This is a genomic window from Domibacillus sp. F004 (genome assembly GCF_057814295.1).
In genome coordinates this window covers 88,327-110,864 of record NZ_JBVATB010000001.1, presented here as the reverse complement: position 1 = coordinate 110,864, position 22,538 = coordinate 88,327, and the positions used below count along the sequence as shown (strand labels likewise).

Annotated in this window: 20 protein-coding genes; 1 reads left to right on the top strand and 19 read right to left on the bottom strand. The window is 41.4% G+C overall.

Annotation, left to right across the window (positions count from 1 at the left end; all coding sequences use genetic code 11):
- Positions 1-323: 323 nt before the first annotated feature.
- From dnaI to ACZYRN_RS00550, 15 genes are all read right to left on the bottom strand, one after another.
- Positions 324-1,253, bottom strand: coding sequence for a primosomal protein DnaI (gene dnaI, locus ACZYRN_RS00620; protein ID WP_488909572.1), 930 nt, complete (start codon positions 1,251-1,253; stop codon positions 324-326).
- Positions 1,240-2,565: a replication initiation and membrane attachment family protein gene (locus ACZYRN_RS00615; RefSeq protein WP_488909571.1), complete on the bottom strand. Its 1,326-nt coding sequence runs from the start codon at positions 2,563-2,565 to the stop codon at positions 1,240-1,242. Before ACZYRN_RS00615 ends, dnaI begins: the two co-directional genes overlap by 14 nt.
- Positions 2,566-2,691: 126 nt before the next feature.
- Complete coding sequence (gene nrdR / locus ACZYRN_RS00610; RefSeq protein WP_488909570.1) at positions 2,692-3,150, bottom strand: transcriptional regulator NrdR; 459 nt, start codon at positions 3,148-3,150, stop codon at positions 2,692-2,694.
- 105 nt (positions 3,151-3,255) lie between these two features.
- Entirely contained in the window at positions 3,256-3,639 is a 384-nt protein-coding gene (gene speD, locus ACZYRN_RS00605; protein ID WP_488909569.1) for an adenosylmethionine decarboxylase, read from the bottom strand.
- Between the two features lie 220 nt (positions 3,640-3,859).
- A complete protein-coding gene (locus tag ACZYRN_RS00600; RefSeq protein ID WP_488909568.1) occupies positions 3,860-4,891 on the bottom strand; it encodes a glyceraldehyde-3-phosphate dehydrogenase in 1,032 nt (343 codons plus the stop codon).
- A gap of 149 nt (positions 4,892-5,040) precedes the next feature.
- Positions 5,041-5,637 (bottom strand): dephospho-CoA kinase, encoded by a 597-nt coding sequence (gene coaE, locus ACZYRN_RS00595; protein ID WP_488909567.1) that lies wholly within the window; start codon positions 5,635-5,637, stop codon positions 5,041-5,043.
- On the bottom strand, positions 5,634-6,476 hold the full coding sequence (gene mutM, locus ACZYRN_RS00590; protein ID WP_488909566.1) for a DNA-formamidopyrimidine glycosylase: 843 nt from the start codon (positions 6,474-6,476) through the stop codon (positions 5,634-5,636). The genes coaE and mutM overlap by 4 nt, the downstream gene beginning before the upstream one ends.
- A gap of 13 nt (positions 6,477-6,489) precedes the next feature.
- A complete protein-coding gene (gene polA / locus ACZYRN_RS00585; RefSeq protein ID WP_488909565.1) occupies positions 6,490-9,111 on the bottom strand; it encodes a DNA polymerase I in 2,622 nt (873 codons plus the stop codon).
- A 364-nt stretch (positions 9,112-9,475) separates the two neighbouring features.
- Entirely contained in the window at positions 9,476-11,230 is a 1,755-nt protein-coding gene (gene pnpS / locus ACZYRN_RS00580) for a two-component system histidine kinase PnpS (protein WP_488909564.1), read from the bottom strand.
- A complete protein-coding gene (locus ACZYRN_RS00575; RefSeq protein ID WP_488909563.1) occupies positions 11,227-11,943 on the bottom strand; it encodes a response regulator in 717 nt (238 codons plus the stop codon). Before ACZYRN_RS00575 ends, pnpS begins: the two co-directional genes overlap by 4 nt.
- Positions 11,944-12,082: 139 nt before the next feature.
- Positions 12,083-13,024: a malate dehydrogenase gene (gene mdh / locus ACZYRN_RS00570; protein ID WP_488909562.1), complete on the bottom strand. Its 942-nt coding sequence runs from the start codon at positions 13,022-13,024 to the stop codon at positions 12,083-12,085.
- A gap of 67 nt (positions 13,025-13,091) precedes the next feature.
- Positions 13,092-14,360 (bottom strand): NADP-dependent isocitrate dehydrogenase, encoded by a 1,269-nt coding sequence (gene icd / locus ACZYRN_RS00565; RefSeq protein ID WP_488909561.1) that lies wholly within the window; start codon positions 14,358-14,360, stop codon positions 13,092-13,094.
- A gap of 117 nt (positions 14,361-14,477) precedes the next feature.
- A complete protein-coding gene (gene citZ / locus ACZYRN_RS00560; protein ID WP_488909560.1) occupies positions 14,478-15,596 on the bottom strand; it encodes a citrate synthase in 1,119 nt (372 codons plus the stop codon).
- A gap of 300 nt (positions 15,597-15,896) precedes the next feature.
- Entirely contained in the window at positions 15,897-16,127 is a 231-nt protein-coding gene (locus ACZYRN_RS00555) for a hypothetical protein (RefSeq protein ID WP_488909559.1), read from the bottom strand.
- Positions 16,128-16,219: 92 nt separating this feature from the next.
- Positions 16,220-16,672: a DUF441 domain-containing protein gene (locus ACZYRN_RS00550; RefSeq protein ID WP_488909558.1), complete on the bottom strand. Its 453-nt coding sequence runs from the start codon at positions 16,670-16,672 to the stop codon at positions 16,220-16,222.
- Between the two features lie 69 nt (positions 16,673-16,741).
- Between ACZYRN_RS00550 and ytvI the strand changes: the two genes are divergently transcribed.
- Positions 16,742-17,770, top strand: coding sequence for a sporulation integral membrane protein YtvI (gene ytvI / locus ACZYRN_RS00545; protein WP_488909557.1), 1,029 nt, complete (start codon positions 16,742-16,744; stop codon positions 17,768-17,770).
- Here the strand turns inward: ytvI and pyk are convergent.
- The 4 genes from pyk to accD all read right to left on the bottom strand — a co-directional run bounded on the left by pyk (position 17,757) and on the right by accD (position 22,511).
- Positions 17,757-19,526, bottom strand: a complete 1,770-nt coding sequence (gene pyk, locus ACZYRN_RS00540) for a pyruvate kinase (protein ID WP_488909556.1) — start codon at positions 19,524-19,526, stop codon at positions 17,757-17,759. The genes ytvI and pyk overlap by 14 nt on opposite strands.
- Before the next feature lie 23 nt (positions 19,527-19,549).
- Positions 19,550-20,509 carry a 6-phosphofructokinase gene (gene pfkA, locus ACZYRN_RS00535; RefSeq protein WP_488909555.1) on the bottom strand — a complete coding sequence of 320 codons (960 nt, stop codon included), beginning with the start codon at positions 20,507-20,509 and terminating at the stop codon, positions 19,550-19,552.
- Between the two features lie 173 nt (positions 20,510-20,682).
- On the bottom strand, positions 20,683-21,654 hold the full coding sequence (gene accA, locus ACZYRN_RS00530) for an acetyl-CoA carboxylase carboxyl transferase subunit alpha (protein WP_488909554.1): 972 nt from the start codon (positions 21,652-21,654) through the stop codon (positions 20,683-20,685).
- Positions 21,651-22,511, bottom strand: coding sequence for an acetyl-CoA carboxylase, carboxyltransferase subunit beta (accD, locus tag ACZYRN_RS00525; protein ID WP_488910508.1), 861 nt, complete (start codon positions 22,509-22,511; stop codon positions 21,651-21,653). Before accD ends, accA begins: the two co-directional genes overlap by 4 nt.
- Positions 22,512-22,538: the final 27 nt, after the last annotated feature.

Sequence of the window (22,538 nt, the reverse complement as noted above, 5' to 3'; positions counted from 1 at the left end):
TGTTAAAAAACGTCAAAAAAACCCCACTCCTTCTATTACGAAGGGGCGAGGTTTAAATCGCGGTTCCACCCAACTTTCCGGGAGGGGATTTCCCCCCAGGCTCATTACAGTCAGATAACGGTCTGGTGCCGCCATTTATTACTGGCAAAAAAAATTTGCGTTCACAAACAGAGCTCGAGGGTGGTGAATAGATTGTTCACGCCGGGAAAGTTACAGCCCAGATGCTTTCCCTCTCTGAAGACGTTCCGAATCAAACGTGTCCCTGTCATCACTTTTCATATGACGTAATTATAGTCTCTCATTGCTTTAAAATCAAGCGTGATTTACTTGCGGCGGTTTATGCCGGTCATTTCAACAGGCACTGTCAAATATTTAATACGCTCCATAATGCGTGCCGCTTTTAACGCTTCCGTTTCGCCCCGCTGCGAATATGTTAAATGATGTTCAAGCCCGGCATGATCAAAATTCGATGTAAACAAAACCGGCAGGCCTTCAAGCATACGGTATTGCAAAATGGTTCCGAGTATATCATCGCGGATCCAACTCGACATCGTTTCGGCACCTATATCATCAATCATTAGTACAGGTGCAGACTTTACCGCCTCCACTTTCGAACTGGTCGATTGATCATTAAGTGACTGCTTCATCTCTCGGACAAACTCCGGAAAATAGACGATCAATGAGGCGATATTTTTTTCAGCCAGTTCATTTGCAATCGCACCGAATAAAAATGATTTCCCAACACCAAATGGTCCATATATGTACAGTCCTTTCGGCTTTTTTTCCAGGTCATATTGATCAACAAAATCTTTTGCCACCTTTACGGCTTCAAGACGGCTTCGATTGTCGAGGTCCACTTCGGTGAAGGTTGCCTGCAGTACATCTTTTGGCACATATAAACTTTTTACATGCCGGTGTAATTGTTTCATCTCATCATCTCGCACTTTTCGAGGACAGCGCTTGTAGTCAAGCTCTACGGCTCCATGACGAAAGACCAGCTCTGGTTCATAGCCTTTCATCACATCATTTATGCATTCTTTAAGCGATGGGCATTTATCGCATTTATGGCTTTGCGATTTATATTCGTACAGCTTCACAAGTGCTTTTTCAATGTCCGTTTTGCTTAATTCGTTTTCTTTTATAAACGAACGAATTAACGTGTCATCCAACAATTCCCGCTTCACTTGTTCATATCGTTCATTGAACCCAGGTGACGTTGATATATTCCTGAGTGCGTCGTTAATCTTTTTCACCGGCGGACGCCCTTTCTGTACGTTTTTTCAACGCTTCTTCAAGTTTTCGTTTTTCTTCTTCAAAGTTTTGATCAACGGTTTGTTTTTCGTCTTTTTTAGTCGTATTCGTAAACCACGCTGGCAATTTTTCCTGGCGCGTCGTCTTCCGTTTTGCTGTTGTCGGTTTATCTTTATTTTTCGCCCAATCATCATATTGACGATGTTCGCTTTTTGCCAAATTCATTGCTTCCACTACTGTTGCTACTTTTTTACGTGCCCAGTGAGAGGCGATTTTATCAACATAACTTTTCGAAAGCTTCATATCTGTTTTCAGCATAACATATTGGATGAGGACATTGGCAACACCTGGCGCTAATTTATGCTGTAACATTACTTGCTCAACGACCTGCATATCCGCTTTTGACGGTACGCTGCCAGAAATGTCGATCAACAATTGGCGTGGCGATACTGTTTCCAAATAATGAATAAGTTTTTCTTCCTGCGTTTTTAGCTCCGGTGCCGCATTGTTAGATGAAGCCGTTTGAATACGCGGTTTCATATCCGGTAAACGTCCGCCTGATTCAAATTGATAAGCATCACGTGCAGATTTTCGTAATTCTTCGACATCTATTTCATCCTGTTCATTAATTGCTGACAATACAAAATTTTTCATTTGAGGCGGCTCGATGCCATATAGGAAGGATAGCTTTTCAATCGTTTCTTTTACAAATGGTGTTAAAGCTGTCTTTGGAATTAGTGCATCTTTTAATGTTAATTCCAACCCTGAAAAATCAAATAAATCCGCTATTACCGGACTTTTGCTTTCTCCTCTTCCCGCAAACCGGCTGTCCTGCTGCGGAGTGCTGTCTTTCTCTGCTTCTTGACTGTCCATGTCCATATAGCCCGTTGAAAAAACATCCGTAAAATCATGGGTCACGTCACGGAATTCCGCTAATTTCACCTTTTTGTCGCAAAACATATGCTTTAAACGAAGAAAATGCGGTTTGCCAATTTTCCGATATAAAAACACATTAAGCAATCCATCCGAAAAAAATTGATCCGGTGCAAGCGGCTGCTGAATTTCATATAAAAATTCCCGGCTTTCATCTATCTTTTTCACATACGTTTTTAAAAGACCGATTCCTTCAAGCTTCAATCTGTCTTCATAAATTTGCTGTAAGTTGCAGCAAAGCGTATTCATTAAATGATAATGCGGTGCCCCACCCGACGAAAGTTTACCGTCTTCTAGCTCTGCACACATCGTCATGTACAGGCTAAGCGCTTGCGCACCAACAAGCGGTTGATACAAAAGAGTGATTACTTTTTGTTCCAAACTGTCAATACATCCTGAGATCGAAATCGTATAAGCGTCTGACGGCTGTATTTCATTCCAATGTCTATTTATGCTGTTCACTCCCTGCTATAAGAAAAAAAGCCCGGAGCCATTTCTCCCGGGTTCTTATTTTTCTTTGTTGATGATATCTTTTAGCTCATCTAAAAAGACATTAATATCTTTAAATTGGCGGTATACGGACGCAAACCGGACATATGCCACTTCGTCAATGTCTGCCAGCCGGTCCATTACCATTTCGCCAACACGATTTGACTCAATTTCCGAAATGCCTTTCGCTCGTATATCTCGTTCAATATCAGCTGTCATTTTTTCAAGCGTGCCAAGCGGAACCGGCCTCTTTTCACATGCTTTAATTAACCCGTGCAGCATTTTTTCACGATTGAACTCTTCACGCATTCCTTCTTTTTTGACGACGATAAGCGGCATATGCTCCACTCGTTCAAAAGTCGTAAACCGGTAACCGCATGCTTCACACTCTCGGCGGCGGCGGATGGAATGCCCCTCATCTGCAGGACGTGAATCAACTACTCTCGTCCCGTTATAGCGGCAATCAGGGCAAATCATGTCAAATCAACTCCGATTTTTCTGTCTTTACTCTCTATCATACTAAAAAAATGGCGCCCTGAAAATAGAAAAGGGATGTATGAAGATCATACATCCCGTTTTGTTTTACATAGCATTTACTGTTTGTTTAAGTTGTGAATGCACTGATCCCATACCACGCGGCAATTCAATTGTTTCACGCGTATCAGCTTCGAGTGCTTCTGCAATATAATTTGCAGCGATATTCGGATCAAGATTACCGCATGTATATACGTCAATGCTTGCATATCCATGTTCAGGAAAACTGTGAATCGTTAAATGTGACTCGGAGATGATGACCACTCCACTTACTCCCTGCGGAGCAAATTTGTGGAACGCGACTTCGCGGATTTCCGCACCTGATTTAAGAGCGGCGTCAACAAATGTTCTCTCGATTACTTCCATATTGTTTAATTTGTCAAAATTGCAACCCCATAATTCTGATATAACATGACGACCCATTGTTTCCATGATCGTTTCCCCCTTTTACAAAGTGAATTTTTAAAAAATTGTAAAAGCGATCACTGCCACGGGGGGAAGTTAGTCCGAAGAGGTCCTAACCCTTTAAGCAGCCCTTATTTCACAAGTTTGAGTATACGATCTGCCATCCTATTTTGCAACAGGTTTCTTTTTACTTTTTATAACGTAAAAAGACCCCGGGCATTTGCCCGGGGGTCCGTTAACGCTGCTATTATACGTGGCTTTTTACTTTTTTTCTCATTTCAGCCGCCACAAAATGGATAAGATCCACAACGCGGCATGAATAGCCCCATTCATTATCATACCAAGCCAACACTTTTACTTTCGTTTCACCCATTACCATCGTTGTTAATCCGTCGATTGTAGCTGAATATGGATTTGTATTATAATCAATTGATACAAGCGGTTCTAGAGTGAAATCAAGAATGCCGTTTAATTCATTTTGTGCGGCCTTAATAAATGCCGCATTTACTTCTTCAACGGTTACCGGGCGTTTCACATCAACAACGAGATCGACAAGCGAAACGTTAGACGTTGGTACGCGAAGAGCCATCCCATGAAGTTTGCCTTCCATATGTGGAATAACAAGCGATAATGCTTTTGCCGCTCCTGTTGATGTTGGGATAATAGACTGTGCACATGCACGTGCACGGCGCAAATCTTTATGTGGGTTATCAATATTTTTTTGATCATTTGTGTAAGCATGAACGGTTGTCATTAACCCATTTTCGATGCCGAACTGATCATCAAGTACTTTTACAACCGGTGCTAAACAATTTGTGGTGCACGAGGCGTTAGAAATAATATCATGCTTTTCTACATCTAGTTTATCTTCATTTACCCCCATGACAATTGTGACATCTTCATTTTTACCTGGAGCTGTCAGCACTACTTTTTTTGCGCCTGCTTCTAGGTGCAGTGCTGCTTTTTCTCGTGCATTAAATTTACCTGTCGCTTCAATCACAATATCGATATCTAGCTGCTTCCATGGAAGTTCAAGAGGATCGCGGCTTGAAAGCAGCTGCACGCGTTTGCCATTCACGATGAGCGCATCCTCCTCTATTTGCACGTCTCCCTCAAACTTCCCATGATTTGTATCGTATTTGATTAAGTGTGAAAGCGTTTCCGCTGGATAGCTGGCGTTTATCGCTATAATATCAAGGTCATTATCTAAAATCGCTTTACGGAACACCATACGGCCAATACGGCCAAATCCATTAATCGCTACTTTTGTCTTTGTCATAATTCAAGGTCCCCCTATGCTTTAATGTTACACTCTATATTTGTATTATTTAAGATTAGTATAACATATTAAACGTAAAATGGAACAAAAAAAACGCCCAATTTGCACTTTCTTTCATTTTTAATAAATCAGGACAAAAAAAGACCCAATTAAGGCTCCAGTCTTAATTGGGTGATCCATTCAGTTACTTGATTTTCCGTTTCCTCTATTGTTCCATTATTATTAATAACGTCATCTGCCCGTGCTCTTTTTTCATCTATTGGCATTTGCGATGTAATTCTCGCTTTTGCTTCCTCTTCCAAGTAATTGTTCCGCTTCATTAACCGCTTTAACTGTGTTTGTGGATCTACATAAACAAGCAATATTTTTTCAACCATCCAAGTAAGGTTGCTCTCAAATAAAAGCGGGATATCTAAAAAAATGGTTTTTTTACCGTCTATGATCGCTTTCTCTTTTTGATCAATCATCCATTCGCGTACTGCCGGATGAATGATATTATTTAACTGTTTTCGTTTTTTTTCATCATTGAAAACAATTTTACCTAATGCCGGTCGATCAAGGGTACCTTCCGCTGTTCGTATGCCCGGGCCAAACACCTCAACAATCTTTTCTAACACTGGTTGTCCAGGCTCGACAACGACGCGTGCCGCTACATCTGCATCAATCACGGTGAATCCTTTTTCTTTTAATAGATTACTCACGGTGCTCTTCCCGCTTGCAATGCCGCCAGTCAGTCCGATAATCATGACAAATCTTCCGGCAACGGCTGACACTGGAGACAAAGATGTGTGCCGCGTCCACCTGTTTTTATTTTGACAATTTCCGTTCCGCATTCGACGCATGCTTCACCTTTGCGTCCATATACGTTTAATACTTCCTGAAATGTTCCTTTTTGTCCCTGGCTGTTCACATATGTTCGAATGGTGCTTCCGCCACGTTCAATCGCTTCAGTAAGCACGCTTTTTGTGTAACGATGGATACGTTCTGCTTCTTCTTCTGTAATCGTAGAAGATATACGGTGCGGATGGATGTGTGAACGAAATAATACTTCATCAACATAAATATTGCCAAGCCCCGTGACAATGATTTGATCGAGCAAAGCTGTTTTCACCTGTCTCGACGTGCGCCGCAGCCGTTCATATAAATAGTCCGGTGTGAATGTTAGATCAAACGGTTCGGGGCCTAGACCAATCAGTGGTGCTAAGTCATTTTCCGTTCCTTTTTCAAATAGATGCATCGTGCCGAATTTACGTACATCCCGGTAGCGCAGCTGTGTTCCGTCTGTAAATGTAAAGACAACATGTGTATGCGCCGCTTCCGGTTCGGACTGTTCGTTTACACTGAATTTCCCTTCCATTCGCAAATGAGATACAAGTGTATAATGGTCCAGTTGAAAAATTAAAAACTTTCCACGGCGTGTGATATTTTGAATGGTCTCACCGGCAAGCGCATCCTGAAACTGCGCCGGTTCTTCAGGTCGTTTAATAATTTTAGGCCAGCGGACATCTGTTTTGGCAACCGTTTTACCAGCAGCCAAATCAATTAATGTACGCCGAACCGTTTCTACTTCTGGTAATTCCGGCATGTTTGTTCACTCCTTACTTTGCATCGTACCATGTCGGCCCAAATGAATAATCAACTTTGAGCGGTACATCCAGTTCAAACGCATGCTCCATGACGTCTGGAACAATGCTTTTCATTTTATCAATTTCTTCTTTAGGTACATCAAAAATTAGTTCATCGTGTACCTGTAATAGAAGTTTTGATATTAAGGTTTCTTTTTCAAGACGTGCGGCAACATCAATCATCGCTTTTTTTATAATATCTGCCGCACTTCCTTGAATAGGTGTGTTCATTGCCGTCCGTTCACCAAATGAACGCAAATTGAAATTGCGGCTCGTTATTTCTGGTATATAGCGCCGTCTATTTAACAGCGTCTTCACATACCCGTTTTCTTTCGCTTCACGAATAACATTACTCATATATTCTTTTACACCCGGATATGTTTTCAAATAGCGATCAATAAATTCGGCTGCCTCTTTTCTCGTAATGCCAAGGTTTTGGGATAACCCGTAGTCACTAATCCCATATACGATGCCAAAATTGACTGCTTTTGCTTGACGGCGCATATTCGAGGTTACAGCATCACTGTCAACATGAAATACTTCCATTGCTGTTGCTGTATGAATATCCATATCTTGACGGAATGCTTCGATTAATTTTTCATCACCGGAAATGTGGGCGAGAACGCGCAGCTCAATTTGCGAGTAATCGGCAGCAAATATAACAGAATCTTTCTTTTCAGGAACGAATGCCTGTCTAATTTTCCGTCCCTCTTCCAAACGGATAGGAATATTTTGCAAGTTTGGTTCTGTCGAGCTTAAACGGCCTGTTTGTGTCAATGCCTGATTAAAACGTGTATGAACTTTATGTGTGTCTGGATCCGCTACTTTTAAAAGCCCTTCAATATATGTCGACTGCAATTTGCCAATTTGACGGTAGTCCAGAATATGCTGAACAATTTCATGAGACGGTGCCAGTTTTTCTAGCACATCGGCTGATGTAGAATAACCGGTTTTCGTTTTTTTCAATGGCGGCAGACCAAGCTTTTCAAATAAAACGACCCCGAGTTGTTTTGGTGAATTAATATTAAAGCCAGTGCCTGCTAGACGATGAATCGTCTGCTCCATTTGAGTGAGACGTTTTTTAAGTTCAACGCCCATTTCCTCTAAACGATTCATATCAATACGGACGCCCTCTGATTCCATATCCGCCAGAATAAGGGCAAGGGGCAGTTCCAGCTCATCAAACAATTTATTCTGACTGTTTTCAGAAAGCTCTCTCCGACACGTATCATCCAGCCGGCTGAGCACTTCCGCTTTTGCACTGACATGTTTGGCGTACACTTCTTCCTCAGGCAGTGCCCGCTTCACACCTTTTCCGTAAACAGCTTCATCTGATAAGATCCCTGTTTCACCATGTAGTTTAGCAACGGCCGCAAAATCTTCTGGGGACTCCGATGGGTTAATTAAATATGAAGCAAGAAACACATCAAAATCAATACCTGCGAGCTCAATTCCGTGCCGGCGCAAAGCAATGATGGTTCTCTTTACATCGAAAACCGTTTTGCGGATAGACTTATTCTCTGCCCATTGTTTAAATACATCGGATTCAATAGCCGTCTTAGCTGACATAAAATACGTGCCATTCTTACCGGAAACAGCGACTGCCGCGACAGGTGATTTATGGTAGTTTGCATCGATCATTTCAACATATAGGGAGTCCACCTGTTCAAAATGAGCCGGTTCCGGTAATTGGATAGTTTCAAATAATACATCTTCTATTACGATTTCTTCCGATCGATTTAATCCGTCCAGAAGCGTTTTAAATTCAAGATCCCGGAACAAGTTATATAGTTGATCTTCATCTGCCCCATTATAAACGAGCCGGTCTATTGTTACATCAAGCGGTACAGTACGCATAATCGTCGCTAATTCTTTACTTAAGCGTGCCAGCTCTTTATGTTCCTGCAGTTTTTCCTTTAATTTTGCACCGCTCACATCATTGATAGATTCAAGTAATGCTTCTACTGTGTGAAATTGCTTTAACAGTTTAATGGCTGTTTTTTCGCCGATGCCGGGCACACCTGGAATGTTGTCAGATGTATCACCCATCAGCCCTTTCATATCAACAATTTGATGAGGCGTTAGTCCGTATTTCTCCTGTATATGTTCCGGTGTATATTCTTCAATATCGGTAATGCCTTTTCGCGTTATGCACACTGTCGTCTTATCCGTTGCCAGCTGCGTTAAATCTTTATCACCAGAATAAACTTTTATAATAAACTCTTCTTTTTCTGCTTCACATGACAGCGTCCCAATAATGTCATCCGCTTCATAATTTTCAAGTTCATAATATGGAATACCATATGCTTTTAGTAGTTCACGTACATATGAAAATTGCTCGGATAATTCCGGCGGTGTTTTCTGTCGCGTTCCTTTATATTCTTTATATGATTCGTGACGAAATGTTGTTTTGCCTGCATCAAAAGCGACCAGTATGTGTGTCGGCTGTTCGTCTTTTACGATTTTATTTAACATCATCGCAAATCCGTATATGGCATTCGTATGCACACCTTTCGAATTGCTCAAAAGCGGCAGTGCAAAAAATGCCCGGTACGCAATGCTGTTCCCATCAATCAGTACAAGTTTCTTTTCCATAGGTCCTCCTTTGCACTTTTTAAATAAGGCTATATTGAACGATTTGTTTGATTATACGATTTTTCGGACTCATTTCTTCCTAGGTGAACTGAGTTCAGCAGCGTTCTATAACAGAACCTAAAATAAAGTGCAGAACAAAAAAGCCGTTAGTTTCTTTTTCATTCTACCATGTGCAGAACAAAAAAAGAAAACAACGGCTTCTTTCATCAACCTTAATTTAAAAAAGTGAGGAATCCCTATAAACAAAAGTTTGTAATAAGGGACTCCTCCAACAAAAAGCTGGATAAAGGGGGTTGATAGATATACTATAACATGTGATTATAAAAGGACTGTAAACGTTTTATTAATGTTTTGTAAAATCATTCTATAATTTCTTTCGAAAATAAATAGTAAAGGATGTTCCTTTATTTACTTCACTTTCCACACTAATTTTTCCGTGGTGAGCCTCCAAAATATGTCTTACAATTGCAAGGCCTAGTCCTGTTCCGCCTGAATCACGGCTTCGAGCTTTATCCACACGATAAAAACGTTCAAAAATACGGGGCAATTCTTTTTGCTCAATGCCGATCCCTGTATCAGAAATAGTCATATTGACGGTCTCCCCAGCATCGTAGCCTTTAATCGTAATCTTACCACCCTGCGGTGTATATAAAATCGCATTCGTAATTAAATTTAAAAACACTTGTTTTAAACGATATTCATCTCCAGGAATCCACAATTCTTCTATCAGCTCAACATGCAAGTCAATTTGCTTCGTTTCCATTCTGTTTTCAAGTGTCACAATAACTTCTTCAAGCAATTTATTTAGTGAAATAGAAGAGACATTAAGGATGAGTCCTTTTTGCTCAATTTTTGACAAGTCTAATAAGTCGGCGACAAGTGTTTCCATCCGTACGCTTTCCTTCCAAATAATATCAAGAAACAAGCTTGCTGCATCTGGATCATTTAAGGCACCATCAAGCAATGTTTCTGAAAATCCTTTAATGGATGTAATCGGTGTTTTCAGTTCATGTGATACATTCGCAACAAAATCTTTTCTCATTTGTTCCAAATGCTTTAATTCGGTAATATCATGAAAAACAACTAAAATACCTTTCCACTCATCGTTCGTTCCAATGATTGGCGCCCCGGATACTTCAAATTCTTTTTGCACCAACTGAAGCGGAATCCTCATTTGCCGGCGAACATTTTTTTCTGTCATAAATACTTCTTCTACAATCCCTGTCACTTCTTTTTGCGCGATCGCTTCATGATAACGCTTTTTAATAATCCGTCCATTGTCAAACATTTTTTTAAATGCGCGATTGGCCATAACAACATAGCCCCGATCATCAATAAGCAGAAGCCCACTTTCAATGTTTTCGATTAATGTTGTCAATCGATTTTGATGAACTTCCTGGGCTTGCATCATTTCCTGCAAGTTTCGTGCAAGGATATTAACAGACGTATTCAACATCCCAATCTCATCCGGTGGCATTTCATATGTACGCGCCCGATAATTCCCTTTAGCCAGCTCGATAGCCACAGCTGTTGCAGACTCAACGGGTCTAATATAATTGCGTGTAATCTTCATTCCAATCAATGCTATTAATATAATAGATAAAACAAGAGCAGCAAATAATATAAGCCACATTTTTTTGTATACACCTTCTAAAGCATCAACACGCACACTCGTGACGATGTATCCTTCTTTCTCCCCATTTGCGTTGACAATTTCTTGCCAATGGTACTGAACATCCATTTTGCGGCGCAATGAATTTTGATACGTTTCCTGATTACTCGTGCTCGCAATGCGCTTAACGACATCCAAATGTATTTCCGTGTTACGTGCACTACTGCCGCCACTGTCGTATAATACCGTTCCCTCGCTGTCCGCTACACTTAATCGGGTATCCATCTGCTCTCCCCATTTACTAAGTATAATGGGGTCCATAAAAGTAACGCCTCCCGAATTTCCAATTATCTCCGCAAACAACGCCGTTTCTTTTTCAAGCCGTTCATTAATGGTCTCTATATAATACGTTTTATATAACTGACCGAGCGATATGCCAAGTATCAAAAGCACGATCACAATAAGTGCAACGAGTGATAAATAGAGCCGCATGCGGGAATTGGTCATACGTCCTTCGGTTCTTCCAGCTTATATCCTAAACCCCGAATGGTTTTAATATATTGTGGTTTTTTCGTATTTTCTTCTATTTTTTCACGCAAATGACTAATGTGAACGTCAACAATCCGTGTATCTCCGACAAAGTCGTATTTCCAAACCGCACTAAGCAACTGATCTCTTGTCAGTACGCGGGTTTTGTTTTCAGCTAAAAATAAAAGAAGTTCAAATTCTTTCGGCGTCAAATCCAGCAAATTGTTTTTATAATACGCTTCATATTTTTCAGGGAATAACGTTAAATCTGCTACTTCAATATATTGATCTGTTTCACTTTCTACTTCAACTGGTTCAGATGCTGGCTGTTGTATACGCCGTAAGATTGCTTTTACACGAGCAATTAATTCTCTCGGACTAAATGGCTTCGTCATATAATCATCTGCCCCAAGTTCAAGGCCAAGCACTTTATCAAACTCTTCATCTTTTGCTGTTAACATCAATATAGGTGTTGTTACACGGCGTTGGCGTAAATCTTTACACACGTCCATTCCTTCAATCTTTGGAAGCATCCAGTCAAGAATAATCAAGTCTGGCAATGTTTCTTCTACACGACGAAGTGCTTCTTCCCCATCAAATGCTGTTTCCACCACAAACCCGGATTGCTCTAAATTGTATTTAATTAACGTAACGATAGATGACTCGTCATCTACGACTAAAATTTTCTTCATTTCGTCCTCCCTCGTCCATGTCTATTATCTATTATAGCGAATTTGTTTCCCTTGAGAAAGAGCTGTTCTTCTTGTCAATACCGAAATTGTATCACAAAAAAGACCCGCCAATAATTGGCAGGTCCTTTTCTTATTACAATTATGCAAGAACAGACATGACATTACGGACAGCTTCAGCCGATTTATCAAGACCTGCTTTTTCTTCTGCAGTCAAATCAAGCTCAATAATTTTTTCGATACCGCCTGCGCCAAGAATGGTTGGCACGCCAAGGTACAATTCATTATAGCCATACTCGCCTTCAAGGTAAGCAATTGCTGGCAAAATACGGCGTTGATCTTTCAAAATCGCCTCTGTCATTTCAACAAGTGAAGCAGCTGGCGCGTAATAGGCAGAGCCGTTCCCTAGAAGCTGAACAATTTCACCGCCGCCTTTACGTGTGCGTTCAACAATTGCATCAAGACGATCTTTCGAAATTAATGTTTCAAGCGGAATACCGCCTGCATAAGAGTAGCGTACAAGTGGCACCATGTCGTCACCATGTCCGCCAAGAACAAATCCAGTTATGTCCTTTACAGATATTTTCAATTCTTGCGCTACGAATGTACGGAAGCGAGCAGTATCTAGAACACCTGATTGTCCGATTACACGGTTTTTCGGGAATCCTGATTCTTTCAATACCGTGTACGTCATAGCATCAACTGGATTTGTTAATACGATAATTGTACAATCAGGAGAATATTTAACGATTTCGGCTGTAACGGCTTTCATTACTTTTTGGTTCGTTTGAACAAGATCATCACGGCTCATGCCTGGTTTGCGTGCAATCCCCGCTGTAATGATGACAAGATCAGAATCAGCTGTGTCTGCATAATCAGATGTACCCGTAATATTTGCATCAAAGCCTTGAACAGGGCTTGCTTCTAGCATATCAAGCGCTTTGCCTTTTGTTGGGCCATCAGCTTGCGGGATGTCAACAAGAACAACATCACTAAGTTCTTTTTGAGCAAGAAGGAATGCCGTTGTCGCACCAGTAAAGCCACCGCCGATTACAGATACCTTTTTACGCTTATATGTCGTCATAATAAAAACCCTCCTTAGCAATTAGCTTTCATATATACAAAGACTCCCTAAAAAGGGAGCTTTTATATTAAAGATTTTTAATCAATTCATCAGCAAACTCAGAGCATTTTACTTCTGTTGCTCCGTCCATTAGGCGGGCAAAGTCGTATGTTACAACTTTAGAAGAAATCGTGTTTTCAACTGATTTCGTGATCATATTTGCTGCTTCGTTCCATCCAAGATGCTCAAGAAGAAGTACACCTGACAAAAGAACAGAAGACGGATTTACTTTATCAAGACCTGCGTATTTAGGAGCTGTACCATGAGTAGCTTCGAAAATGGCATGACCCGTTTCATAGTTAATATTCGCACCAGGGGCAATACCAATGCCTCCTACTTGCGCTGCAAGAGCATCAGAAATGTAGTCACCATTCAAGTTCATTGTTGCGACAACATCAAACTCTTTTGGACGAGTTAAAATTTGTTGCAGGAAGATGTCTGCAATCGAATCTTTGACAATCAATTTGCCAGCTGCTTCAGCTTCAGATTGCGCTTTGTTTGCCGCATCTGTGCCTTGCTCATCTTTAATTTTATCGTATTGCGCCCATGTGAAGACTTGATCGCCAAATTCTTTTTCAGCAAGCTCATAGCCCCATGTTTTGAACGCACCTTCTGTAAATTTCATAATGTTGCCTTTATGGACAAGCGTAAGCGATTTACGTCCTTCTTTAATCGCATAGTTCAATGCTGCGCGTACAAGTCGTTCTGTTCCTTCTTTGGATACAGGCTTAATGCCGATACCAGATGTTTCTGGAAAACGAATTTTGCTTACACCCATTTCATTTTGAAGGAAGCCAATCAATTTTTTCACTTCATCAGAACCTTCTGCATACTCGATACCTGCATAAATATCTTCTGTATTTTCACGGAAAATAACCATGTCTGTATCTTCAGGACGCTTAACAGGTGAAGGAACACCGTCAAAGTAGCGAACTGGACGAAGACATACGAAAAGATCCAATTCTTGACGAAGTGCTACGTTCAATGAACGAATCCCGCCGCCCACTGGAGTTGTTAAAGGACCTTTAATTGCGATTAAATATTGATCAATCTCCTCGAGTGTTTCTTTTGGAAGCCACTCGCCTGTTTGATTAAATGCTTTTTCGCCCGCAAAAACTTCTTTCCATACGATTTTCTTCTCACCGCTGTATGCTTTTTCAACTGCTGCGTCTAATACCCGGGATGCTGCAGCCCAAATGTCTGGACCAATTCCATCGCCCTCGATAAAAGGAATAACCGGATTGCTTGGTACGTTTAGTTGCCCATTTTGCATCGTAATTTTTGCGCCTTGAGTCATCTTACTATTCCCTCCAAAATTCCATAATCAAAGGTTAGAAATTGCAATTTCTAACCTTCATTTGCCATACTCATAGTACACTAATTTTAAGCCTAGTTGCAAATTCCTGCTTTATTGTTACACTCGTTCGTTGATCGGCACGTATTTTTGCATATCCGGACCTGTGTATTCGGCACGCGGACGGATCAGTCTGTTATTTGCATACTGCTCCATAATGTGTGCGAGCCAGCCAGATACACGGCTTACCGCGAAAATTGGTGTGAATAAATCATGTTCAATTCCAAGACTGTGGTACACAGAAGCAGAATAAAAATCAACGTTTGGCGGAAGATCTTTTTGTCCTGTCACAAGCCGTTCTATTTCTACAGACATGTCATACAATTGTGGTTCACCTGTCTGTTCTGTTAAACGCTTTGACATCTCACGAAGATGCTTCGCACGTGGATCTCCCTGGCGATATACGCGGTGGCCAAATCCCATAATTTTTTCTTTTTTGTTTAACTTTTCAAGAATATACGGTTCTACATTATCCGGAGAACCAATTTCCGTTAACATTTTCATAACCTGCTCGTTTGCGCCTCCATGCAAAGGGCCTTTCAATGCGCCAAGAGCTGCGGTCACACCTGAATACATATCTGAAAGAGTTGCAACGCAGACACGTGCTGTAAATGTAGAGGCATTTAATTCATGATCTGCATGAAGAACAAGCGCTTTATCAAACGCTTCGATTTCAACGGCTGTCGGTTCTTTACCTGACAACATGTATAAAAAGTTTGCTGCAATGCCATATTCCTTTTTAGGTGCCACGGGCTGTTGGCCTTTACGGATGCGCGCAAAAGCTGTAACAAGTGCCGGTATTTTAGCTTGAATACGAATTGCTTTTCGATAATTCGCTTCGTCTGTCATCACATCTGCTTCCTCATCGTAAAGGCCAAGCAATGAAACAGTGGTACGAAGAGCAGCCATTGGATGTACTTTATCAATAGGGTACATTTTGAAATGTTCAATAATTTCTTGAGGTATGTTATAGCTTTCTTGAAGTTGTTGTTTCAACTCGTCCAGCTGTGCCTTTGTTGGAAGGCTTCGATGCCACAGTAAGTAAATTACTTCTTCAAAACTCGCATTTTTGGCCAGATCGTCAATATCATAGCCTGCGTATGTAAGTGTGTCATCAATGATGGAGCTGACAGATGACGTTGTAGCAACTACTCCTTCGAGTCCGCGTGCAGTTGTCATAAGATTATCTCTCCTTCGCGTTTTAATTTCCCCATTATCTACTTTTTTATTTATGTCTATACGTAACCGAGCAACTGCTCAGTACCATTTTGAAAAATAAAAAAGCTTGCATCTTTATTTACACTTTTTGAACATAAAAAAGAGAGGAATCACTCAAAAAGTGTACGCTTACATTGCTTATTATAAACAATGAGTACCTGTTTGTGAATCAAAACGTGCCAAAAAGTTCGAAATTTTTTAGGAATCCTCAAAATTTCGAACGCGACACGGCTTTATTTATGTTATCATAAGAAGTTTTATCTAAAAATTCGAACTATTATTATTTCGTTCGGCTGTTTTATATGCGTCATAAATACCCCATATCCAGACGAGAGGATACGTAATAAAGCCAATTAGCACAAACATAAGCGCCGCATTTACCACCTGTACCACAATTAAAATAAGCCCTTTCATAATCTGCCCATTATAAATTTGTCCAACACCTGCCCAGAAAAAGCTTAACACGGCAGCAATACCAGGATTTTTCATCATATTTCCCTAACTCCTTTCCCTTATTTCTTACTATCTTTATACGGCAAACTCATTGGAATGGTTTCATTAAATTTAAGGAAACTCTATTTTCATTAAAAGAAAGAAAATAATTTCATCGCATAGTATGCCATACCGGCACCGATAAGCGGTCCAACCGCGACACCGTTGAATAGAGCCACCGCCAGAATTGTTCCGAAAACAAGTGCAGTTGTAATGTGCGGATCTTCCGCAAGCAGCATCACTCCATTTTTGGCGATGAGTGCAACAAGAACACCCGCGGCAAGAGCAATCCATGCATAAGGGGACTTAAGCGCAGCACCAAGCTCCTTAAATCCGATCGTACCAGATGCAATCGGTACAAGTACGGCAATTGTGATGACGGTCACTCCCCAGTTAATCCCATTTCTTTGCATAAAATCAAACCACTTCGCATCAAGCCCGATTATTTTTAATGCAATAAGCAATCCCGATGCGATGAGGAGCGATTGATTTTTTGCGATTAAACTGATTGCCAGCAATAAAAATAGAAACAAATAAGCCTGCATGTTATCCTCCTAAAAAAAAGACGCATGGCTATTCCCTTTTCCTCATACGAGTAAAGAGGGAGGGACGCCATGCGATTTATTCATTATTTCATCGTGTTAGTAGTTATTGGACTAGCCTTGTATTGGTTCATGCCTGTTTTAAAACCTTTTATTATAGGGGCATTTTTTGCCGCTTTCGCTCAAAAACCGGCCCACTTTCTTCAGAAAAAAGTCAGATTTCCGACTTCATTATCCATTGTTTTAGCATTAATTTTTGTCGCGTTGCTTTTTAGCGCCGGATGCTCAATCATCCTATTTATCGCCGCACGAACAGTCTCTCATCTCGTCACTGTTATTCCAAGCTATGTACACATCGCCACTTTTCATATTGAACACGGAATGGATTTCATTTCCGCGCGCCTGTCAAATACACAAGAAGAAGCCATCATTCAACTTATTCAAACATTAAATGGGTCTGTATCGAAAATAACCGGTGATTATGCAGAATCTTGGATTCTCTCTGGCACTTCTTTTATGCTGAGCATTCCTGGTGCTGCCACCGAGATCCTTGTCGCCTCTCTTTCTGCTTTTTTCATGGCAAAAGACGGAGAGCATCTCATAAAAATGCTGCCAGCTTCCGTGCATCAGCGTATTTTATTTGCGCTTACAGACTTTTCATCCTCTTTTCGTTCATTTATAAAGGCACAATGTATACTGTTTTCAGCAACGTTTGTAACAGCAGCTCTCGGGTTGCTTCTTCTGAGAACACCGCATGTAGTCGAAGTTGCTTTTTTAGCTGCAGTCGCCGAATTCATTCCAATTGTTGGATCCAGTCTTATTTTTTTGCCATGGATCGTGTTTTTTCTTTTAATTGGACAACCTGCTTCCGCCGCTTTATTAGCTGTTCTTTATACCGTACTGATGATTATGCGTCAGCTGCTAGAGCCAAAGCTCGTATCAGGTGCTGTCGGTCTGCATCCACTCGCCGTTTTGTTTTCTATTTTTGCAGGGCTCACCTTTTTTGGAGCAGCGGGCATGGCAACTGGACCTTTTTTGCTTTTGGCTGTCCGTTCCATTCACCGCTCCGGCTTATTACAAATGCTTTTTACAAAACGTTAGCATGGCCATTATAAATAATACCTCGTGCTGCGTCCACCGTAATTTCCTGGCCGTCCTTAAGCTTCGTAAATGCATCTTTCATTTCAATGATGACTGGAATACCAAGGCTAATGCCGACAACTGCTGCATGACTTGTCAAACCGCCTTCTTCCGTAATAATCGCTGCACATTTTTCAATAGCAGGCATCATCTCACGGTCCGTTCCATACGTGACAAGAATGTCACCCTGCTCTACTTTTTGCAGTGCTTCTGTTGCTGTTTTTGCTGTTACGACCTTACCATATGCAGAATGACGGCCAATTCCTTGTGCTTTCACTAAAATATCACCGACAATATGGATTTTCATTAAGTTCGTTGTGCCCGATTCACCTACAGGTACCCCTGCTGTAATGACCACAAGGTCGCTGCGGCTGATCAAGTTCTCTTCTAGACAGCGTGCAACAGCCATTTCAAGCATTTCATCGGTTGACTTTACTTTATTAGGACTAAGCACAGGGAATACCCCCCAAGCGAGTGCTAAGCGTCTGGATATGCGCTCGCTTTCTGTAACAGCAATAACCGATGCTTTTACACGGTAGCGTGAAATCATTCGCGCTGTATGACCGCTTTCCGTCGGCGCAATAATGGCGCGAACTTCAAGTGCTTCTGCTATTTTCGCTACAGATTGGCCAATTGCATCTGTTACTGTTAAGCGGCCTGTATTGTTGCGACGGCGCGCCGGTATATCTTTTTTCATTGGAAGTTCTTCTTCTGCCCGTATCGCAATGTTCTGCATCGTTTGAACGGCTTCAAGCGGATAGTTCCCCGCTGCTGTTTCACCGGAAAGCATAATCGCATCTGTTCCATCGAAAATTGCATTGGCAACATCACTTGCTTCCGCACGTGTAGGACGTGGATTTCGCTGCATTGAATCAAGCATTTGAGTCGCTGTAATAACTGGTTTCCCAAGCATATTACATTTTTTAATGAGCTTTTTTTGAACAATCGGCACTTCTTCAGCTGGAATTTCCACGCCGAGATCTCCGCGAGCAACCATCAATCCTTCTGATATTTCTAAAATACTATCAATATTATCGACGCCTTCTTGGTTTTCAATCTTCGGAATAATTTGAATATGCGTCGCATTATGTTTTTCAAGCAGTTGGCGAATATCAAGAACATCGGATGCACGTCGTACGAACGATGCGGCAATAAAGTCAACGTCTTGTTCAACGCCGAAAAGAATGTCTGATGCATCTTTTTCCGTAATACCCGGCAGTTTAACAGATACACCTGGTACATTTACGCCTTTTTTATTTTTCAATGTGCCGCTGTTTAACACCCGGACCGCAATTTCCCCTTTTTCACGGTTAATCCCTGTTACCGAAAGACCAATTAGTCCATCATCGAGCAATATGCTTGAACCCGGCTCCACATCATCAATGAGCCCCGGGTAGGTTATTGAAAATCGTTCTGGTGTACCTGTCACTTCTGTCATTGAAATAATGGCGTCTGTGCCGCTAACCATTTCAATTGAACCGTTTTCCATATCATGTGTACGAATTTCCGGCCCCTTAGTGTCTAACAATATTCCAATTGATTTCCCTGTGTTTTTAGCTGCCTGACGAATATTTTTAATGCGTGCTCCATGCTCTTCATGGCTGCCGTGTGAAAAATTCAAACGGGCAACATTCATACCGGCCTCCATTAATGATTGCAACATTTCAAGACTTTCACTTGCCGGTCCAATCGTACAGACAATTTTTGTTTTTTGCATTAATAGTTCCTCCTGTTTTTTCATTAAATCGACAGTTCTTGTGACAATTCATACATACGTTGATCAATTTTATGCGGTTTTGCCAGCGCTTCTATAATATCATAATCAACAATTTCATTTCTTTCTATGCCAACAGCACGTCCGCCTTTATGTTCCATAAGCAGTTCTACTGCATAAGCACCCAGACGGCTGGCAAGAACACGATCTGCTGCTGATGGCGCACCGCCACGCTGCATATGACCAAGCACGGAGACACGAGTGTCGAAATTTGTCATTTTTTCGATAATTTTACCTAGTTCTCTACCATCCGTGACTCCTTCCGCCACAACAATGATACTATGTTTCTTGCCGCGTTCCTGTCCTCGCTTCAGCTTTTCGACAATATTATTGATGTCGTATGATGCCTCTGGAATTAAAATCGTTTCCGCACCTCCAGCAAGCCCGCTCCAAAGAGCAAGGTCACCAGCATGGCGACCCATTACTTCGACAACAAACGTGCGTTCATGAGAACTTGCAGTATCACGAATCTTATCAATCGCATCAATTACAGTATTCAGTGCTGTATCAAATCCAATGGTAAGTTCCGTTCCTGGAATATCATTATCAATCGTGCCCGGAACACCTACGCATGGAAAGCCGTGCTCTGTTAATGCCTTTGCACCTCGGTATGATCCATCACCACCGACCACAACAAGCCCCTCAATTCCATACTTTTCAAGTTGCTTAATTCCCTGTTTTTGTCCTTCGAGCGTCTTAAATTCAAGACAGCGCGCAGAACGGAGAATGGTACCGCCATGATGAATGATGTCTCCAACAGAACCCCGATCCAATTGTTGAATATGCCCGTTCATCAAACCGAGATATCCTTGGTATATACCAAAAACCTCCATTTCATGATAAATTGCTTTACGAACAACAGCCCGCACTGCTGCGTTCATTCCGGGGGCATCCCCGCCACTTGTCAATACACCAATTCTTTTCATTCTTCTTTCACCTCTAGTTCATTATTGTCAGTCACAATTCTCTTATGCACATCTTCTTTTAAGATAACAGAACGTTTTCTGCTTCACAATCTTTAGTCATAAAGTAAGCGGTAACAATTAAAAAAAATCAATTTTCGGGACAACTTGAGACCCAAAAAAACGACCCGAAAAGGTTATCCTTTTGGGCCGGTTCTTTCTTCAGCATAACCGCCGATCTGCTTATACTTTTCATATCGTTGTTCGATAAGCACATCTGAATCTATTATCTGCAACGAATGAAGTGCCGGCTTTAGCACGTCATCAATCAATAAAGCCTGGCCTGCTGCATCTCGATGTGCACCACCACGCACTTCAGGAATAATTTTATCAATAATCCCAAGTGAGCGTAAATCTAGTGCGGTAATTTTCATCGTTTCCGCGGCTCGTTTTGCAAGTGATGCATCTTTCCACAGTAAAGCTGCTGCACCTTCTGGTGAAATGACGGAATACGTGGAGTTTTCAAGCATAAACAAACGATCGCCAACACCAAGTGCAAGTGCTCCGCCGCTTCCGCCTTCGCCAATAACAATACAAATAATCGGAACACGGAGACCAGCCATTTCAAAAATATTGCGGGCAATGGCTTCACTCTGTCCACGTTCTTCTGCTGCTTTACCAGGATACGCCCCTTTCGTATCGATTAAACAAATAATCGGACGTTTAAACTTCTCCGCCTGCTTCATTAAGCGCAGAGCTTTTCGGTATCCTTCCGGGTGCGGCATGCCAAATGTACGTTTAATATTTTCCTTCGTGTCACGCCCACGCTGATGACCAATCACTGTCACAGGGATGCCGTGGTATTTGGCAACACCAGCGACAATTGCTGCATCATCGCCGTACGCACGATCACCATGCAGTTCAAAAAAATCTTCAAATAAATGAGAGATATAATCAAGTGTCGTCGGACGATTTGGATGACGTGCCATTTGAACACGGTCCCATGGCGTCATACTATTATAAATATCATCTTCCAGTTTTTTCAACCGAAGTTCAAGCTTGGCAATTTCATCTGACAAATCAATGTCAGTCGTGGAAGTAAAGTTTTTAAGTTCTGCAATTCTTTCCTGCAGATCACGGACCGGTTTTTCAAATTCAAGTCCCGTCATTTTTTATCACCGCCTGATTGATGAATATCGAGTAAAAAGGATAACTTTTCTTTCATATCACTGCGGTGAAGAACCGCATCCAGTTGTCCGCAGTTGAGCAAAAATTCAGCCGTTTGGAAGTCTTCCGGCAGTTTTTCTCGAATCGTCTGTTCAATGATGCGGCGGCCGGCAAAACCAATTAATGCACCCGGTTCTGCAAAATTATAATCACCTAGTGATGCGAAGCTGGCAGACACACCACCTGTTGTTGGATGAGTCATAACGGAAATAATAAGTCCTCCGCGGTCACTAAACCGCTTTAATGCTGCACCAGTCTTGGCCATTTGCATCAATGACAAAACGCCTTCCTGCATACGCGCACCACCTGAAGCTGTGAAAATAATAAACGGGATATGAAGACGCAGGGCTTCTTCAACGGCACGGGCAATTTTCTCACCGACGACTGAACCCATACTGCCCATTCGGAAAGACGCATCCATAATTGCAAATGCTGCTTCGTTTCCGTCAATTGAACCGATACCCGTTACAATCGCTTCATTTAAGCCTGTTTTTTTCTGGTCAGATGCTATTTTTTCCTCATATTCTGGAAACTGAAGCGGATTAATTGTTGAAAGTTCTGAATCTAGTTCACGAAATGATCCCTGATCAAGAAGTGATTCAATACGCTCATAAGCGGTCATTTGATAATGATAACCGCAGCCCAGACAAACTTGATCATTTTTCTTTAATTCTTTTTTATACATGATTTTTTTACACTTCGGGCATTTTTGCATAATACCTTCAGGAACATCCTGTTTGGCTGCTTCTGACGGAATGGTTGCATATTTTATCTTTTTCGGTTTTTGTTTTGTAAACATATCTTTTATTGCCACTGTCCCACCCCT

What these genes read in the sequence shown, in the direction of transcription:
- nrdR (WP_488909570.1), bottom strand. Translation starts at nt 3,150, where the DNA reads ATGATTTGCCCTGATTGCCGCTATAACGGGACGAGAGTAGTTGATTCA.
- speD (WP_488909569.1), bottom strand. Translation starts at nt 3,639, where the DNA reads ATGGAAACAATGGGTCGTCATGTTATATCAGAATTATGGGGTTGCAAT.
- ACZYRN_RS00600 (WP_488909568.1), bottom strand. Translation starts at nt 4,891, where the DNA reads ATGACAAAGACAAAAGTAGCGATTAATGGATTTGGCCGTATTGGCCGT.
- coaE (WP_488909567.1), bottom strand. Translation starts at nt 5,637, where the DNA reads ATGATTATCGGACTGACTGGCGGCATTGCAAGCGGGAAGAGCACCGTG.
- mutM (WP_488909566.1), bottom strand. Translation starts at nt 6,476, where the DNA reads ATGCCGGAATTACCAGAAGTAGAAACGGTTCGGCGTACATTAATTGAT.
- polA (WP_488909565.1), bottom strand. Translation starts at nt 9,111, where the DNA reads ATGGAAAAGAAACTTGTACTGATTGATGGGAACAGCATTGCGTACCGG.
- pnpS (WP_488909564.1), bottom strand. Translation starts at nt 11,230, where the DNA reads ATGACCAATTCCCGCATGCGGCTCTATTTATCACTCGTTGCACTTATT.
- ACZYRN_RS00575 (WP_488909563.1), bottom strand. Translation starts at nt 11,943, where the DNA reads ATGAAGAAAATTTTAGTCGTAGATGACGAGTCATCTATCGTTACGTTA.
- mdh (WP_488909562.1), bottom strand. Translation starts at nt 13,024, where the DNA reads ATGACGACATATAAGCGTAAAAAGGTATCTGTAATCGGCGGTGGCTTT.
- icd (WP_488909561.1), bottom strand. Translation starts at nt 14,360, where the DNA reads ATGACTCAAGGCGCAAAAATTACGATGCAAAATGGGCAACTAAACGTA.
- citZ (WP_488909560.1), bottom strand. Translation starts at nt 15,596, where the DNA reads ATGACAACTGCACGCGGACTCGAAGGAGTAGTTGCTACAACGTCATCT.
- ACZYRN_RS00555 (WP_488909559.1), bottom strand. Translation starts at nt 16,127, where the DNA reads ATGATGAAAAATCCTGGTATTGCTGCCGTGTTAAGCTTTTTCTGGGCA.
- ACZYRN_RS00550 (WP_488909558.1), bottom strand. Translation starts at nt 16,672, where the DNA reads ATGCAGGCTTATTTGTTTCTATTTTTATTGCTGGCAATCAGTTTAATC.
- ytvI (WP_488909557.1), top strand. Translation starts at nt 16,742, where the DNA reads ATGCGATTTATTCATTATTTCATCGTGTTAGTAGTTATTGGACTAGCC.
- pyk (WP_488909556.1), bottom strand. Translation starts at nt 19,526, where the DNA reads ATGCAAAAAACAAAAATTGTCTGTACGATTGGACCGGCAAGTGAAAGT.
- pfkA (WP_488909555.1), bottom strand. Translation starts at nt 20,509, where the DNA reads ATGAAAAGAATTGGTGTATTGACAAGTGGCGGGGATGCCCCCGGAATG.
- accA (WP_488909554.1), bottom strand. Translation starts at nt 21,654, where the DNA reads ATGACGGGACTTGAATTTGAAAAACCGGTCCGTGATCTGCAGGAAAGA.
- accD (WP_488910508.1), bottom strand. Translation starts at nt 22,511, where the DNA reads ATGTTTACAAAACAAAAACCGAAAAAGATAAAATATGCAACCATTCCG.